Origin of the sequence: Cellulomonas aerilata (genome assembly GCF_007991755.1) — a bacterium.
Taxonomy (GTDB): domain Bacteria; phylum Actinomycetota; class Actinomycetes; order Actinomycetales; family Cellulomonadaceae; genus Pengzhenrongella; species Pengzhenrongella aerilata.
Genome location: NZ_BJYY01000013.1, coordinates 1 through 17,158 on the forward strand (window position 1 = coordinate 1; position 17,158 = coordinate 17,158).

Here is a 17,158-nt window from a genome sequence, read left to right on the forward strand (position 1 = left end):
GGGCGCGTCCCGGACACCACGCACGGAGCGAGGCCGCGCACAGGACGCAGCGCCGAGGAACGGGGCGCACAGGCGGGAGCAGGAGCGCTCGAGCGGTCACTCCGGAGGCTCGAGCGGGACACCGGCCACCCGATCCAGCCGGCGCGCTCGTCGGACATGAAGCCGTGACCTCGCACGGGCCGCATGGTGGAGCCGCCCGTCACCGGCCCACCGCACGAGCGAGCGAGCGCTACGCCTCGCCGAAGCCGTTCTCGAGCTCGTCGATGACGGCGGTCACCGCGGTCCGGGCCTGCGGGCCGGTCGCTGCCACGACGACCTCGTGGCCCCCGACGGCGCCGAGCCCCACCAGCGCGAGCACGCTGCGGGCGTCCACCCCGTTGACGGTGACCAGGGCGTCGAACGCGCCGACGGTCCGGGCGAGCTGCGCGGCCGGACGGGCGTGCAGACCGAGGCGGTTGCGCAGGACCGCCGTCCCCCGGGCGCTGGGAGTTCCGGCAGGTCGCCCGTCCGACGTGTGCTGCGCCGCGGCCGGTGCGCTGCCGGCCGCACGGCCGGCACGGGGCTCGGCGCCCGCGCCCCCTGTCGACGACGGGGAGCCGCCACGCGCGGCGGCACCTCCGGCACCCGGCTCGGGACCGACCCCGGTGCCGCCGGTCGCCGCGCCACTCGCCGCGCCACGGTCCACCACCGTCCCGGCGTCACCGGCCGAGGTAGCCACGGCCGCACCGGAGGTTTCCCCCTCGCCCACAGGTCCGGGAGCCCCACCCGAGCCGCCGACCACCTGCGAACCTGCGTCGGCCACGGCAGCGAGCGAGCTCGCCGACCGCCCGAACGTCGTGGCCGCGTCCTCGGCCGCCCGGGCCACGGTCGGCAGGTCCGCCCCGGTCTGCGCCACGACCGCGGCCTCGACCGCCCCCTCCACGAACGGGGCGTCGACCACGCGCACGCGTGCGGCGACGTCGGCCTCCGCCATCTCCAGCACGCTCTCGGCGGTGAGTGCCGCCGACCCCAGGTCGGTCAGCACCACCGCGGAACGGCCGTCCTCCAGGGCGCGACCCAGCGCCTCCTCGACGAGGTCGAACCCGGTGCCGATCCGCCCGTCACCCGTCCCGCCGGCCGGCAGGATCAGCACGTCCGGCGCCATCTGGGCGGCCACGTCCGCCAGGCCCTGCGCGAGCGGGCTCGAGTGGGACACCAGCACCAGCGCGACGACCGGGGCGGCCACGGGTCAGACCGTGGCTCGGGCGGCGGCGTCGGCCGCGGCGCGGATGAGCAGGGCGGTCGAGGTCGCCCCCGGGTCGGCGTGGCCGGCACTGCGCTCCCCCAGGTAGCTGGCCCGACCCTTGGTGGCGATCAGCGGGATGGTCGCCTCGACCCCGTCGGCGGCGGCCTCCGCGGCGGCGGCCAGGACGGCGGCGGGCGGCTCACCCCGGTCGGCGGCGGCGACGGCCGCGGCGACCGCGGGCGTCCAGGCGTCGACCATGGTCTTCTCCCCCGGGGCCGCCTTGCCGCGGGCGACGATCCCCTCGAGAGCGGCCTCGAGCATCGCCACCACGGCAGCCGAGTCCAGCTCGGTCAGGCCCGTGACCTTGGCGGCCCGCAGGTACGCGGTCCCGTACAGCGGGCCTGCGGCCCCTCCGACGGTCGACATCAGCGTGGTGGCGAGCAGCTTGAGCACGTCCCCCACCTGGGCGGGCGGCTCCTCGAGCGCGTCGAGCCGCGCGACCGTCGCGGTGAACCCGCGGTGCATGTTCTCGCCGTGGTCGCCGTCGCCGATCTGCCGGTCGAGCTCGATCAGCTCGGCCCGGTGCTCAGCGACCACCTCGGCCGAGCCGCGCACCCATCGAAGCGCCCATCCCACGTCGAGTGTCATCAGTCTCCCTCGTCGACCTGTGCCGAGCCGCTCCCGGCCGGCACCACCCGTCCCGCAGCCTGCCACGGGTGCGTCGGCCACGGCCCGGTCGCAGCGCGCCGCGACCGAACCGTGACCGACGGGCACCCGTCCGCAGGGCGGGGATGACGCAGCGGACGGCTCACCACCGCAGCGCGGCGGTGTGCACCGGGGCGTCCCACAGCTGGGTGAGCTCGTCGTCCAGGCGCAGCACGGTGACCGAGGCGCCCTGCATCTCCAGCGAGGTCACGTAGTTGCCGACCAGGGAGCGCGCCACGGTGGCCCCGCGCTCCTCGAGCAGCTGACGCGCCCGCCGGTAGACGACGTAGAGCTCCGACGCCGGCGTCCCGCCCATGCCGTTGACGAAGAGCAGGACCTGCTCGCCGCCGGAGATCCCCAGGTCGTCCAGCACCGGGTTCGTCAGCTGCTCGGTGATCGCGTCCGCCGGCGCCATCGGCACCCGGCGGCGCCCCGGCTCGCCGTGGATGCCGATGCCGATCTCGATCTCCTCCTCCGTGAGGTCGAAGCCGGGCACCCCGGCGTGCGGCACGATCCCGGCGCGCAGGGCGACGCCCATCGACCGGACGTTGGCGATCACCCGCTCGGCGATCGCGGTCACGCCGTCCAGGTCGTCGCCGCGCTCGGCGGCCGCCCCGGCGATCTTCTCCACGGCGACCGTCCCGGCCACGCCGCGCCGTCCGGCGGTGTAGAGCGAGTCCTCGACCGCGACGTCGTCGTTGACGATCACCGCCCGGACCTGGACGTCGTCGGCCTCGGCGAGCTCGGCCGCCGTCTCGAAGTTGAGGACGTCGCCGGTGTAGTTCTTCACGATGTGCAGGACGCCGCGCCCGCCGTTCGCGGCGAGGGTGGCCGGGGCGATCGCGTCCGGCGTGGGCGAGGTGAACATGGCGCCCGGCACGGCCGCGGTGAGCATGCCGCGGCCGACGAAGCCGGCGTGCAGCGGCTCGTGCCCGCTTCCCCCGCCGCTGACCAGCCCCACCTTGCCCTGCACGGGCGCGTCGGCGCGGACCACGTACCAGGGGTCACGGTGGACCGTCACCAGCTCGGCGTGCGCCAGGCCGAACCCCTCCACGGACTCCTCGACGACGCGGGACGGGTCGTTGATCAGCTTCTTCACGCTGCTCCCCTTCGCTGGGCGGCCGTGGCGCTCCTCGACGAGCACCACGGCCGGGACCGGGACGGCTACGAGGACTCGGGCGTCCTCACCCCCGCGCGCCAGCATCGCCACGGGTCACGGCGTCGTCAAGGAAGTCCCTCGGGAGAGGTGCGTCAGCCTCTGCCGAGCAGGACGCGCGCGTCGGCGACCACCGTCACGGACCCGGTCACCAGCACCCCCGAGCCGAGCTCCGCCTCGCTCTCGGCGCGTTGGACGGCGACGTCGATCGCCGCGTCGAGCCGGTCGACGACGTGCACGCGGTCCTCGCCGAAGATGTCCACGGCGATCTCGCCCAGGTCGTCGGGATCCACCGCCCGGGCCGACGACGAGCGGGTCACCACGATCTCGGCGAGCAGCGGCTCCAGGCCGGACAGCACGCTCTCGGCGTCCTTGTCGTCGAGCACGCCGACCACGCCGATCAGCCGCGTGAACTCGAACGACTCCTCCACCGCCTCCACGAGCGCGGCGATGCCGGCGGGGTTGTGCGCGGCGTCGACGAGGACCGTCGGGCTGGTGCGCACGAGCTCGAGCCGCCCGGGCGAGGACACGTCCGCGAACGCCGCTCCGACGAGGTCGCCGTCCAGCGCGGCACCGCCGCTGAGCAGCGCCTCGGCGGCCACGAGCGCGAGCAGGGCGTTCTGCGCCTGGTGCCGGCCGTGGAGCGGGACGAACACCTGGGTGTAGACCCCACCCAGCCCGCGCAGCGAGAGCAGCTGCCCGCCCACGGCCACCTGGCGCTCGGTGACGTCGACGTCGATGCCCTGCCGGATGACGCGCGAGCCGTGCTCCGCAGCCGCAGCCAGCAGGACGCCCTCCACGTCGTCGGTCTGGTCGGCGACCACGACGGTGGAGCCGTCCTTGATGATCCCGGACTTCTCGTCCGCGATGGACGTCAGCTCGTGGCCCAGCCAGCGCTGGTGGTCGTAGGCGATCGGGGTGATCACCGCGACCTCGCCGTCGACGACGTTGGTGGCGTCCCACGAGCCGCCCATCCCCACCTCGACGATCGCGACGTCGATCGGGGTGTCGGCGAACGCGGCGAAGGCCATCACGGTGAGCACCTCGAAGAAGCTCATCCGCGGCCCGCCCTCCGCGAGCGACCGGGTGTCGACCATGTGCACGTACGGGGCGACGTCCTGCCACACCTCGACGAAGCGCTCCGCGCTGATCGGCTCGCCGTCGATCGCGATGCGCTCGCGCACGTCGGTCAGGTGCGGGCTGGTGAACCGGCCCGTGCGCAGCCCGTGCTCGCGCACCAGCCGCTCGACCATGCGCGACGTCGAGGTCTTGCCGTTCGTCCCGGTCAGGTGGATCGTCCGGAACGACCGCTGGGGGTCCCCCAGCAGCTCGCACACCGCGCGGACCCGGTCCAGCGTGGGCTCGAACTGGTGCTCGGGCATGCGCGCGAGGATCCCGGCGTACACCTCCCCGGCCGCGGTCTCCGCCTCGGTCCGCTCGTGCCGGCGCCGGTGGTCGGCTCCTCCGCTCATGCCCGCGCCCCGTCCTTCTCGACCGTCACCGCGACGGTGTCGCCGTCGGCGTCGTGCACCTCGAGCGAGGTCGCCAGCGTCTCCTCGGTGATCAGCCCGCGGTGGGCCTCGACCGCCTCGCGCCAGTCGGACGGCACCCCGAGGGTCAGCCGGACGCGGTCGCTGACGTCCAGGCCGGCCGCCTTGCGGGCGTCCTGGACGGCGCGGACGACGTCGCGGGCGCGGCCCTCGGCGATCAGCTCGTCGTCGAGCGCGGTCGCCAGGACGACGACGCCACCCCCGGGCAGCACCGCGGCAGCGAGCTGCTCGCCGCCGTCCCCGGCGGACACGACGGTGCTCAGCTCGTACTCGACGGCCTCCAGCGGCACCGGACCGTCCGGCGTCCGGACCACCACGACCCCGTCCTCGGACTCCCAGTCCCCGGCCTTCGCCGCCTTGATGACGGACTGGACCTGCCGGCCCAGGCGCGGGCCGGCGGCGCGGGCGTTGACCGCGAGCCGGGTCTGGACGCCCAGGCCCGCCGCGGCGGCGTCGTCGATGCCGAGCACCTGGACCGACCTGACGTTGACCTCGGCGGCGACCAGGTCGGCGAAGGCGGCCGTCCGGGCGGCGTCGGGCACGGCGACCCGCAGCTCGCGCAGCGGCTGGCGGACGCGCAGGCCGTTGGCCTTGCGCAGGCCGAGGGTCACCGAGCACACCTCCCGGACCTGGTCCATGACCCGCACCAGGTCGGCGTCGCCGAGCGCGTCACCGCGGGCGCCGTCGGCGGCCGCGTCGACGAGGGGCAGCTCGTCCGGCGTGGGCCAGTCGGTCAGGTGCACGCTCCGTCCGCCGGTCAGGCCGCGCCAGACCTCCTCGGACAGCAGCGGCGCCAGCGGCGCCATCACCCGGGTCAGGACCTCGAGCGCCGTCCACAGGGTGTCGAACGCCTGCTGGTCCTCGTCCCAGAAGCGCTGCCGGGACGTGCGCACGTACCAGTTGGTCAGCACGTCCAGGTGCTCGCGGACGGCCTCGCACGCGGCCGGGACGTCGAACGCGTCCAGGTCCGCGGTCACCTCGGCGACCAGGTCGCGGGTGCGGGCGAGCAGGTACCGGTCCATGGTGCCGAGCCCGGCGACCTCCTCGGCGGTCACGCGCTGGGCGGTCAGCCCCGCGCCGCCGTGGGCCGCGCCGGCGTAGAGCGCGAAGAAGTACCAGGTGCTCCACAGCGGCAGCATCACCTGCCGGACGTTCTCCCGGATGCCCTCCTCGGTGACCACGAGGTTGCCGCCGCGCAGGATCGGCGAGGCCATGAGGAACCAGCGCATCGCGTCGGAGCCGTCGCGGTCGAACACCTCGGACACGTCCGGGTAGTTGCGCAGGGACTTGCTCATCTTGCGGCCGTCCGAGCCCAGGACGATGCCGTGCGAGACCGAGGTGCGGAACGCCGGACGGTCGAACAGCGCCGTGGCGAGCACGTGCAGCGTGTAGAACCAGCCGCGGGTCTGCCCGATGTACTCGGTGATGAAGTCGCCCGGGTAGTGGTTCTCGAACCACCCGGTGTTCTCGAACGGGTAGTGGACCTGGGCGAACGGCATCGACCCGGAGTCGAACCACACGTCCAGCACGTCCGGGATGCGGCGCATCGTGGAGCGGCCGGTGGGGTCGTCCGGGTTGGGACGGGTCAGCTCGTCGATGAAGGGCCGGTGCAGGTCGGTGACGGGGCGGCCGAAGTCGCGCTCGAGGTCGGCCAGCGACCCGTAGACGTCCGTGCGCGGGTACGCCGGGTCGTCGCTCACCCACACCGGGATGGGCGTGCCCCAGTACCGGTTGCGGGAGATCGACCAGTCCCGGGCGCCGGCGAGCCACTTGCCGAACTGACCGTCCTTGATGTGCTCGGGCACCCAGGTGATCTGCTCGTTGAGCTCGACCATGCGGTCGCGGAACTGGGTGACGCGCACGAACCAGCTGGACACGGCCTTGTAGATGAGCGGGTTCCGGCAGCGCCAGCAGTGCGGGTAGGAGTGCTGGTACGTCTCGTGCCGGACGACGACGGCGCGCGCGTCCACGGGCGTGGCCGCGAGCGGGCCCGTGCCGGCCTTGAGGTCGGCGATGACCTTGGGGTTGGCGTCGAACACCTGCAGGCCGGCGTAGTCCGGCACCTCGGCGGTGAACCGGCCACGGGCGTCGACCGGCACGACCGGCCGGATCCCGGCGGCGTCGCACACGAGCATGTCGTCCTCGCCGAACGCGGGCGCGAGGTGCACGAGCCCCGTGCCGTCCTCGGTGGTGACGAAGTCGCCGGCGAGCACGTGGTGGGCGGCGGGGTTGTGGTCGGGGTCCACGAAGTAGGGGAACGGCGGGGTGTAGGCCCGGCCCACGAGCGCGGAGCCCGGCAGGGTCTCCAGGACGGTCGCGTCCTCGCCGAGCTCGCGGGCGTACGACGCGAGCCGCGACTCGGCGAGCAGCACGCGGTCCCCCGCGAGCGCGCTCGACGCGCCCGGCGCCACCACGACGTAGGGGATGTCCGGCCCGACGGCGACGGCGAGGTTGGACGGCAGCGTCCACGGCGTCGTCGTCCAGACGAGGGCGAGCTCGCCCGTCTCCAGCCGCACGCCCACGGTCAGCGCCGGGTCCTGGCGCGACTGGTAGACGTCGTCGTCCATGCGCAGCTCGTGGTTGGACAGCGGCGTCTCGTCGCGCCAGCAGTACGGCAGGACGCGGTAGCCCTCGTAGGCCAGGCCCTTGTCGTGGAGCTGCTTGAATGCCCAGATGACCGACTCCATGTAGGTCAGGTCGAGCGTCTTGTAGTCGTTGTCGAAGTCGACCCAGCGCGCCTGGCGGGTGACGTAGTCCTGCCACTCGTCGGTGTACCTCAGGACCGAGGCGCGGCACGCGTCGTTGAACGCCGCGATGCCCATCGTCTCGATCTCGGACTTCTGGCTGATGCCGAGCTGGCGCTCGGCCTCCAGCTCGGCGGGCAGGCCGTGGGTGTCCCAGCCGAACCGGCGCTCGACGCGGTGGCCACGCTGGGTCTGGTAGCGCCCGACGACGTCCTTGGCGTAGCCGGTCAGCAGGTGCCCGTAGTGCGGCAGACCGTTGGCGAACGGCGGCCCGTCGTAGAAGACGAACTCGTTCCCACCGTCCGGGCCGGCGTCGCGGTTGTCGATCGAGGCGCGGAACGTCCCGTCGGCGGCCCAGTACGCCAGCACGTCCTTCTCCAGGGCGGGCAGGTCCGGGGACGCGGGCACCGCCGGCCGGCCGCCGCTGGCGCGGTCGCCGGTGGGCTCGCTCGGACGGTGCAGGGGGTACGCCATGGCCGGTGTCCTTCGGTCGTCGTCGTGCACAGTGTCATCAGCTCCACGCCCGCCTCGGCGACGGGGCGTGGTCCGCACGGTGCGAGGACGACGGGGCTTCGCAGGGCCCGCCGCGGTACCACCTCGCTTGCCGCCGCACGCGACCCGAGGGTCACGGTCGACGACCGCTCTTGCCCGGGCTGTCACGGGCCCACCCGTCCGGTTCTACTGAGGACCGCCACCGGCGGCGACGGGTCCCGTTCTTCCGGAGGCTCGCCGGTGATGGCCGGGTCGGCGCCTCTGCGCCCGATGCTACCCGGTCATGCCGGACGGCCCTGCGCCACGGTGGTGACGAAGCCCGCGCTCGGCGAGGTGCCGTTGAGGACGTGGTCGCCGATGAGCCGCTCCTTGGCGATCACCGGGTTGTGCGACGCGATCGTGCGGGCGTTGCGCCAGTGCCGGTCCAGCCGGCGCGTGGTCGACGTCGCGGACGCACCGCCGACCTCGAACAGCTCGGTGGCACTGCGCAGCACGAGGTCGATGACGACGAGCTGGGCGCGGTAGGCGCCGACGTCGGCGGTGTCGTGGTCCTCCTGGGTGGCGGTGCCACGGGCCGCGGCCCGGGTCAGGGCGTCGAGGGCCTCGGCGGCGGCGAGCACGGTGGCGTCGGCCGCGTAGGAGGCCGCCGACAGCCGCCCGACGACGGCCTGGACGAGCGGGTCCTCGCGCGGCAGCGGCGTGGTGGCGCTGCCGAAGGTCCGGGTGCGCGGCCGGACGAACTCCACCGCGTCGGTCACCACGGCCCGGCCGATCCCGGCCAGCGTCGCGAGCAGGTGCAGCTGGAAGTACGCGCCGAGGATGGTCGGGCGCCGCGCGGCGTACGGGACGATCCCGCGGGGGTCGACCTCGACCCCGGTGAAGACCGTCGTCCCGCTGCCGGTGAGCCGCTGACCGAACCCGTCCCAGTCGTCCACCCGCTCGACGCCGGGAGCGTCCGCGCGGGCGGCGACGGTCACCCGCTCACCGTCCGGGGCGACGGCGCCGACCGAGATCCAGTCCGCGAAGATGCTGCCGGTGCTGTAGTACTTCGTGCCGTCCAGGCGCCACGTGCCGTCCTCGTCCGGCGCGACCCGGGTGCGGGTGTCCCACAGGCCGCCGTTGCCCTGCTCGCTGCTCGCGTTCCCGATGAGCCGGCCGGCGACCGCCTCGCGGGCCCAGAAGGTGCGGGTCGCCGGGTCCTTGTCGGTCAGCGCGTGCTCCAGGTACGCGAAGTGCCCCCGCAGCAGGTGCGCCACGTTGGGGTCGGCCTCCGCGAGCTCGATGAGGAGCCGGAACAGCTGGGTGAGGCTCGCCCCCCGGCCGCCGGCGGCCCGGGACACCCGCAGCGCCCCGAAGCCCGCCTCCGCCAGCCAGGTCACCGCCTCGTACGGCAGCTCGCGACGCTCCTCGCGCTCGAGGGCGCCCTCGGCGATCCGCGCGAACAGGGGACGGAAGTCCGCGGCGAGCTCGTCGTACGCGGGCGGGTCCTCGACGGCGCCGCTGAGGACCGCCGGGACGGGCTCGACCGGGCTGCCGGCGGGTGCGGCGGGAGCCGTGACGGCGGGGGCCGGGGCGGCGACGGCCGGGGCGACGGCGAACGCGTCGACGACCGGGTCGAACCGGGCGGCGGTGGGGGCAGCGCCGGGGCCGGCGTCGCGGACGGTGTCGGTGCTCATGCGGGTCTCCAGGGTCGGGCGTCGTGGGGGTGGGGGCGTGCGCCGGATCAGACGGCGGCGAGCTCGGGCGGCCGGGCGTCCTCGCCGCGGAGGTTCGCCCCGCCGCGGTACCGGGCGCCCGGGTGGGAGTCCGGCAGCCGCGTCCGGCCCGGCCCGAAGAGCCGCTCGCGCAGGGTGCTCTCGGCGTACCGCGTGCGGTAGAGCCCGCGGCGCTGCAGCTCGGGGACGACGAGCTCGATGAAGTCCTCGGCGGTGCCGGGCGTGAGGAACTGGCGCAGGTTGAAGCCGTCCAGGTCCGTGTCCCGGACCCACCCCTCGATGGTGTCGACCACCTCCGAGGGCGTCCCCACGGCGAAGAACCCCTTGTCGAAGCGCGTCACGGCGGCCAGCGCCTCCCCGACGGTCGTGCCGGGCGCGTACCGGCGGTTGCTCGGCACCTGCTCGGGCCCGCCGAGCCCGGCGACGATGTCGTCGATCACCGTCTCGGGCGGGTAGGCCGCCAGGTCCACGCCACCGCCGCCGGCGTGCGCGAGGTAGCCCTCGGCCCGGGACAGCAGCCGGTACTCCTCCGCCTTGCGCTCGGCCGCCTCGCGGTCCTTGCCGACGATGACGACGGCGCCGGCGAAGGCCTTGATGTCGCCCGCGTCGCGGCCGTTCTCCACCGCGATCCGGCGCAGGTCGGCGATGGTGGTGCGGTAGTCGGCGGGCCCGCGGCCGCCGACGAACACGGCTTCGGCGTGCCGGCCCGCGAACGCCTTGCCGGTCGGGGACCCCCCGGCCTGGAACAGCACCGGGGTGCGCTGGACGGACGGCTCGCTCAGGTGCGGACCGGCGACCGTGAAGTGCTCGCCGACGTGGTCGATCGCCCGGACCCGCGACGGATCGGTGTAGACCCGCCCCGCGACGTCGCGCACGACGGCGTCGTCGTCCCACGAGCCCTCCCAGAGCTTGTAGAGGACGTCGAGGTACTCCTCGGCGATCACGTACCGCAGCTCGTGCTCCACCTCCTGCGTGAGGCCGAAGTTGCGGGCGGCGTTCGGCAGGTAGGAGGTGACGATGTTCCACCCGAACCGGCCCTTGGTGAGGTGGTCGAGGGTGCTCGCCCGGCGGGCGAAGGCGAACGGCGGCTCGTAGGTGGTGGAGAACGTCGCGGCGAACCCGAGGTGCTGCGTCACCGCGGCCATCGCCGGGATGACCAGGAGCGGGTCGTTGTTCGGGATCTGCACGGCCTCGCGCAGGGCGGTCTCCGGCCCGCCGCGGTAGCCGTCGTAGGTGCCGACGACGTCGGCGAGGAAGACGGCGTCGAACAGGCCCTCCTCGAGCAGCCGGGCGTGCTCCGTCCAGAACTCCAGGTCGTTGAACCGGTGCCGGGTGTTCTCCGGGTGCACCCACAGGCCGTGGGAGATGTGGCCCACCGTGTTCATCTCGAAGAGGTTGAAGGAGATCGGGCGGGTCATGAGGCGGTCCTGTCGCTGAGGTGCGGGTCAGTCGGGTGCTGTGCCGGACGAGGCTGCGGCTGCGGCTGCGGCGCCGGTGGGGTGGCGGACGACGTCGTCGCGGGCGTCGCGATGCGGGGCACCGCGGCGATCAGGCGCTGGGTGTACGGGTGCTGCGGCGCCGAGAAGACGTCGCGCACGTCACCGTGCTCGACCACCTCCCCACCGGAGAGCACCAGGACGCGATCGCTGACGTGGTGGATCACGCCGAGGTCGTGGGAGATGAACAGGTACGCGACGCCCGTCTCGGCCTGGACGTCGGCCAGCAGGTCCAGGACCTGCGCCTGGACCGAGACGTCGAGCGCGGACACCGGCTCGTCGCACACGATCAGGCGCGGTGCGGGGGCCAGGGCCCGGGCGATCGCGACGCGCTGGCGCTGGCCACCGGACATCTGCCGGGGACGGCGGTCCAGGTGCTCGGCGGTCAGCCCCACCTGCTCGAGCAGCTGGACCGCACGGTCACGGCGGCGCGAGCGCGGCACCCCGGCCACGCCCAGGGCGTCGCCCAGGATGCGGCCGACCGCGTGCCGCGGGTCGAACGAGCTCAGCGGGTCCTGGTGGACCACCTGCACGTCCCGCCGCAGGGCACGCCGCTCGCGGGCGGTCAGCCCGGACCACGAGCGGCCGTGGACCTCCACCGTCCCGGCCGTCGGCTCGGTCAGCCCGAGCAGGATCCGGGCGGTGGTGGTCTTGCCGGACCCGGACTCCCCGACGATCCCGAGGGTCTCGCCGGCGCGGAGGGTGAACGACACCTCGCGGACGGCGACGCGCGGCTGCCCGTCGGGACCGGCGAAGGAGCGCGCCACCCCGTCGAGGCGGGCGACGACCTCGCCGACGGGATGACGGTCGGGGGACGGGACCCGCGCGGCCACGGCCTCGGCCGGCCGCCCGGCCGGTGGGTCCGTCGGGACGCCCGTCGGCGCGTCCGTCGCCGCGTCCTTCGGTGCGTCGGCCAGTTCGGCCGCCGGCGCGTCGGGCGGGACCGCGACGGGCACGGAGAGGCGGGTGCCCTTGGCGTGCTCGGCGGGCACCGCGGCCAGCAGCCGGCGCGTGTAGGGGTGCTGCGGGTCCGTGAGCACCGACGCGGTCGGACCGGTCTCCACGATCCGGCCGTCCTGCATGACGGCCACGCGGTCCGCGAGCCGGGACACCACGGCCAGGTCGTGGCTGATCACCAGCAGCGTGCGGCCCTCGTCGCGGAGCCGGGCGAGCAGGTCGAGGACCTGCGCCTGGACGGTCACGTCGAGCGCCGTCGTCGGCTCGTCTGCGATGAGCAGGTCGGGCTCGCCCGCGAGCGCACCGGCGATCAGCGCGCGCTGGCGCAGCCCGCCGGACAGCTCGTGCGGCAGCTGCCGGGCCCGGACGTCGGGGTCTGGCACGCCGACGTGGTCCAGCAGCTCGACCACGCGCTCGGCCCGCTCGGCGCGGGTCAGCCGGGTGTGCAGCCGCAGGGCCTCGTCGATCTCCCGGCCGACGGCGCGCACCGGGTCCAGGGACACCAGCGCGTCCTGCAGCACGAGGCCGACGTCGCCGCCCCGCAGCCGGCGCCAGTCGCGCTCGCCGAACCGCAGCAGGTCCGTGCCGCCGAGCGCGAGGGACGCGGCACGGACCTGAGCGCCGGCGCCGGTCAGCCCCACGAGGCTGCGGGCGGTGACGCTCTTGCCGGACCCGGACTCCCCCACCAGCGCGAGGCACTCGCCGCGTGCGACGGTGAAGGACACCCCGTGCACGACCTCGCGCCGGGCGGCGCCGCGCCCGAAGGCGATGTGCAGGTCCTCGACGGTGACCGCGGGCACGGGTGCGCGCCCCGCGGCCGGGCGGTCGGGCAGGGGCTGCGCCGAGGGCATGACCGCCGGCCCGACCACCGACCCGGCCGTGGCCGGCGCACCGGACGCCGACGGCCAGGTGGTCGCGGTCACCCCGGTGGTGGTCGCGGTCACCCCGGTGGTGGGCGCGGGCGTGGTGGGCGCGGGCGTGGTGGTGGGTGCGCTCATCGGAGGCCTCCCTCGGCTCGGCGCTGCAGGTGGCGGCCCAGCACGGAGGTGCTGAGCACGAGGACGGTGATGGCCAGGCCCGGGAACAGCCCGTACCACCAGGACAGCTCGACGAAGTTGCGCGCGGTGGAGAGCATCGAGCCCCACTCCGGTGTCGGCGGCGTCGTCCCCAGCCCCAGGAAGCTCAGGGCGGCACCGGCGACGGTCGCAGTCCCGACGCCGATGGTGGCCAGCACGAGGACGGGCTTGACGGCGTTGGGCAGCACGTGGCGCAGGACGACGGCGGACTCCGAGAGCCCGGTGGCACGCGCAGCCTCCACGTAGCCGGCCCGCCGGACCCCGAGCGTCTGGGCGCGGACCAGGCGCGCGTAGCTCGGCGTGCTGGCGATGCCGATGGCGAGCAGCGCGTTGCGCGTCCCGCCGCCGGCGACCGCGATGACCACGAGCGCGAGCAGCAGCTCGGGGAAGGCCAGGCCGACGTCCATCGTGCGCATGAGAGCGGCGTCGACCCACCGCGCGCCGAGGCCGGCGAGCAGCCCGAGCACGGTGCCGGCGACCAGCCCGATCGCGATCGCGCCGAAGCCGAGCAGGAGCGAGTTGCGGGTGCCGTGGATGATGCGGCTGAGCACGTCGCGGCCGTTCTCGTCGGTGCCCAGCGGGTAGGTCGCGCTCGGCGGGGCGAGCGTGTGCGTCGGGTCGACGGCCAGTGGGTCGTGCGGGGACAGCGCGTCCGGGAACGCGGCGGCCAGCACGATGACGGCGAGCGCGATCGCCGCGAGCACGACGCTCGGCGGGACGCGCAGCCGCCGGGCCGTCCGCAGCGGCCGGCCGGACACCGGGGCCGCGACGGCACCGCCGGGCAGCCCGGGCGGAGCGGGCACCGAGGCGCCGGGGCCGGCCGGCAGGTCGACCGGGGCGGCGACGAGGGACGTGGTCATGAGGCGCTCCGCAGTCGGGGGTCGATGAGCGGGTACAGGGCGTCGACGACGAGGTTGACGACCACGTAGACGGCCGCGGACAGCAGGACCAGGCCCAGCACGACCGGCATGTCCTTGGAGTTGACCGCGCTGAGCAGCAGGCGGCCGAGGCCGGCGCGGTTGAACAGCGTCTCGGTGATGACCGCTCCCCCGAACAGGCCGCCGACCACGAAGCCGGTCATCGTCGTCAGGGGCACCAGGGTGTGCCGCAGCACGTGCCGGACCCGGACGGCGGCGTCGGAGAGCCCGCGCGCCCGGGCGGTGACGACGAACGGCTCGTCGAGCACCTCCTCGATCGCCGACCGCGCGACCTGCGAGAGCACCGCCCCGATCGGCAGCGCGAGGGTGAGCGTCGGCAGGACCAGCCCGCGCCATCCGTCACCGCCGATGGACGGGAACCAGCCGAGCGTGAAGGAGAACACCGTCAGCAGGACGATGCCGAGCCAGAACGACGGCAGGGAGGCGAGCACGAGCTCCACGCCGGACACCGGCCCACGGACCGCGGGCCGGCGTCCGGCCGTGGCCAGGGCGGCGACCAGCGCGCCGACGACGGCGACGACGGCGGCGCTGACCGCCAGCACGACCGTCGAGCCGAGCTGCTCGGCGACCAGCTGCCCGACCGGGGCGTGGAAGCGGTACGAGGTGCCCAGGTCACCGGTCGCGACCCGCAGCAGGTAGGAGCCGTACTGCTGCCACACCGGTCGGTCCAGCCCGTACTCGGTCCGGACCTGCGCCAAGACCTCCGGGGACGGGTTGCTGTCCGGCCCGCCGACGATCGCGTAGGCGATGTCCCCGGGGATGAGGACGAGTGCGAGGAACGTCAGGGTCGCCGCGCCCCACAGGACGCCCACGGCGCCCAGCACCCGCACGCCCAGCCGGCGCGCGACGGCGCCGACGGCGGACCGCGGGGTGGCCCCTGCGGTCCGCGCGCCCGGGGCGCCCACGGCGCCCGCCGGGTCGGGCAGACCCGGCAGACCCGGGGCGCCCGGCAAGGTCGCGCCCGGTGCCACGACGGTCGCCGCGCTGCTCACTGCTCGACCCACACGTCGTAGAAGTACGGCGACAGGTACCCGTGGGCGTACGTCAGCCCGTGCACGTCGGTGTGGTGCGCGACCGGGCGCGGGTCGCTGTAGAACGGGATGCCCGGGGCCAGCTCGACCAGCCGCTCCTGCGCCTGGCGGTAGAGGTCGTGGCGCTCGTCGGCGTCGGTGGTCTCCCGGGCGTCCTGCAGGAGGGTGTCGAGCTCGTCGTCGCGCAGGTAGGAGCCGTTCAGGCCCCGGCGCTCGGGGGTGGTGATGTTGGCCGAGGAGTACCGGATCCACAGCACGTCGGCGGTGTTCGTCGACCACAGCCCGGAGCTGATGTCGTAGTCGCCGGCGGCGCTGCGCTGCTCGAGCTCCTGCGGGGCGGGGTACTGGATCTGGATGTCGATGCCGACCTCCTTGGCGGCGGCCTGCGTCTGCTCCGCGATCTGGATGCGCAGCGGCACCGCGTTCGTGGTGGGCAGGTACGCGGTCAGGCGACGGCCGTCCTTGGTGCGGAACCCCTCGGGGTCCCGGTCGGTCCAGCCGGCCTCGTCGAGCAGCTCGTCGGCGCGCTCGGGGTCGTAGCCCAGGTCGCCCTCGACGTCCTCGATGTAGTCCGGTGTCGACGGGGTCAGGTACCCCTCGGCCGCGTCCCACTGACCGAAGGAGATGCTCTTCACGATCGCCTCGCGGTCCACAGCCGCGATCAGCGCCTGCCGGACCCGGACGTCGTCGAACGGCGCCCGGGAGGTGTTGAACCACAGCGAGAGCGGGTGACCGGGGCGGAACTCGGTGAAGGTCGTGAGGTCCGGGTTGGCGGCGACCGCGTCGTAGTTCTGCGGCGGCACGAACTCGATGGCGTCGAGCTCGCCCGACACCAGCGCGTTGTACCGGGTGGCGTCCTCGGTCACGAAGACCACCTCGAGGCCGTCGAGGTACGCCGGCCCGTCGTGCGTCCCGCCGGGGCCCCACGCGTAGTCCGGGTTCTTCGTGTACTCGACGCTGCGCCCCTTGTTCCACGCGGTGAGGATGAACGGCCCGGACCCGATCGGGGCCTCGCAGATCGTCTCGGGCGCCTCGGTGATCTGCTTCGGCGAGATCACCCCGAGGAAGCCCTGCGCCAGGACGTTGAGGAACGCGGAGTACGGCGAGGAGAGGGTCACCTCCAGCGTCAGGGGGTCGACGACCCGCGAGGAGGCGTACGGCGCGATGTACGACGCGGACAGCGGGCTCTTCGTGGCGGGGTCGAGCATGTGCTCGAAGTTGATCTTGAGCGCCTCGGCGTCGAACACGGCGCCGTCGGTGAAGGTGACGTCGTCGCGCAGGTGGAACGTGTAGACGAGGCCGTCGGCGGACACGTCCCAGCTCTCCGCCAGCCACGGGCTGAGCGTCCCGTCCTCCTCCTGCCAGACCAGGGAGTCCGAGAACGGCACGGTGAGGATCGGGCCGAGCGTGCTGGCGTTGCCGTGCGGGTCGAGGCAGGTCGGCTCCTGCCCGTTGGTGCCGATGCGGAACGTCCCGCCGGGGACGGGCTCGGCGGTGGCGGTGGGCTCCCCCGACGGGGTGTCGGTCCCGCCGGCGGACGACCCGCCGGTGCTGCACGCGGTCAGCGCGAGCAGTCCGACGGCGAGGGTGGCGACCGCGCGGGTGCGGTGGGCGGACATCGGTTCTCCAGGTGGTCGACGGCGGTTCGCCGTGAGGGCGTCGCGGACAGGGGTCCGGCGACGTCGGGAACGAGGACGGTGCGAGAAAAAAGGGGTCGACGGGCCGCGCCGCCGCGGCCGTCAGGAATGTGCGGCCGGTGCGGCACGGGGCATTCATCGGCGAGCGGCGCGGCGTGCGCGGGAGCGCTCGGTCAGGGCCGGCGCGGCTCGCAGGTACCGGCTCGGGTGCGGGCCCTGCCGGCCCACCCACCCGTCAGCGCAGGTCAGCGTGGGTCAGCGCAGGTCAGAGGCGACAGCTGAGGGCGGCGCACGCCGCCACGGGCATTCGCCCGCCGACCGTCCGCAGCGACGGCATGCGGCGGGGTGCGCGGGTGCGGGCCATGTCGGAATCGTGGCGCAGAATGCCACGGGATGCATTCGCCGTCCGCATACCGGACGTCGCCGGAGAATGCGT

11 protein-coding genes are annotated in these 17,158 nt (G+C 74.6%); all 11 read right to left on the minus strand.

The features are described 5' to 3' along the window. Positions 1–229: 229 nt before the first annotated feature. Positions 230–1,225 carry a dihydroxyacetone kinase phosphoryl donor subunit DhaM gene (gene dhaM / locus CAE01nite_RS08285; RefSeq protein WP_246131089.1) on the minus strand — a complete coding sequence of 332 codons (996 nt, stop codon included), beginning with the start codon at positions 1,223–1,225 and terminating at the stop codon, positions 230–232. A 3-nt stretch (positions 1,226–1,228) separates the two neighbouring features. After that, positions 1,229–1,873 carry a dihydroxyacetone kinase subunit DhaL gene (gene dhaL, locus CAE01nite_RS08290; RefSeq protein ID WP_146902720.1) on the minus strand — a complete coding sequence of 215 codons (645 nt, stop codon included), beginning with the start codon at positions 1,871–1,873 and terminating at the stop codon, positions 1,229–1,231. A 160-nt stretch (positions 1,874–2,033) separates the two neighbouring features. Next, a complete protein-coding gene (dhaK, locus tag CAE01nite_RS08295) occupies positions 2,034–3,029 on the minus strand; it encodes a dihydroxyacetone kinase subunit DhaK (RefSeq protein WP_146902723.1) in 996 nt (331 codons plus the stop codon). Positions 3,030–3,181: 152 nt separating this feature from the next. Beyond that, positions 3,182–4,558, minus strand: coding sequence for a bifunctional folylpolyglutamate synthase/dihydrofolate synthase (locus CAE01nite_RS08300; RefSeq protein WP_146902726.1), 1,377 nt, complete (start codon positions 4,556–4,558; stop codon positions 3,182–3,184). Continuing rightward, entirely contained in the window at positions 4,555–7,854 is a 3,300-nt protein-coding gene (gene ileS, locus CAE01nite_RS08305; protein WP_146902729.1) for an isoleucine--tRNA ligase, read from the minus strand. Before ileS ends, CAE01nite_RS08300 begins: the two co-directional genes overlap by 4 nt. A 299-nt stretch (positions 7,855–8,153) precedes the next feature. Continuing rightward, complete coding sequence (locus CAE01nite_RS08310) at positions 8,154–9,548, minus strand: acyl-CoA dehydrogenase family protein (protein ID WP_146902732.1); 1,395 nt, start codon at positions 9,546–9,548, stop codon at positions 8,154–8,156. Between the two features lie 47 nt (positions 9,549–9,595). Further along, positions 9,596–11,005 (minus strand): LLM class flavin-dependent oxidoreductase, encoded by a 1,410-nt coding sequence (locus CAE01nite_RS08315; RefSeq protein WP_146902735.1) that lies wholly within the window; start codon positions 11,003–11,005, stop codon positions 9,596–9,598. Next, the gene (locus CAE01nite_RS08320; protein ID WP_146902738.1) at positions 11,002–13,038 is read right to left on the minus strand and encodes a dipeptide ABC transporter ATP-binding protein; all 2,037 of its coding nucleotides are present in this window, start codon (positions 13,036–13,038) and stop codon (positions 11,002–11,004) included. Before CAE01nite_RS08320 ends, CAE01nite_RS08315 begins: the two co-directional genes overlap by 4 nt. Next, positions 13,035–13,976 carry an ABC transporter permease gene (locus tag CAE01nite_RS08325; RefSeq protein WP_146902740.1) on the minus strand — a complete coding sequence of 314 codons (942 nt, stop codon included), beginning with the start codon at positions 13,974–13,976 and terminating at the stop codon, positions 13,035–13,037. The genes CAE01nite_RS08320 and CAE01nite_RS08325 overlap by 4 nt, the downstream gene beginning before the upstream one ends. After that, positions 13,973–15,046, minus strand: a complete 1,074-nt coding sequence (locus CAE01nite_RS08330) for an ABC transporter permease (RefSeq protein ID WP_246131090.1) — start codon at positions 15,044–15,046, stop codon at positions 13,973–13,975. The genes CAE01nite_RS08325 and CAE01nite_RS08330 overlap by 4 nt, the downstream gene beginning before the upstream one ends. Further along, positions 15,043–16,704, minus strand: a complete 1,662-nt coding sequence (locus CAE01nite_RS08335; protein WP_146902743.1) for an ABC transporter substrate-binding protein — start codon at positions 16,702–16,704, stop codon at positions 15,043–15,045. Before CAE01nite_RS08335 ends, CAE01nite_RS08330 begins: the two co-directional genes overlap by 4 nt. Between the last annotated feature and the right edge of the window lie 454 nt (positions 16,705–17,158).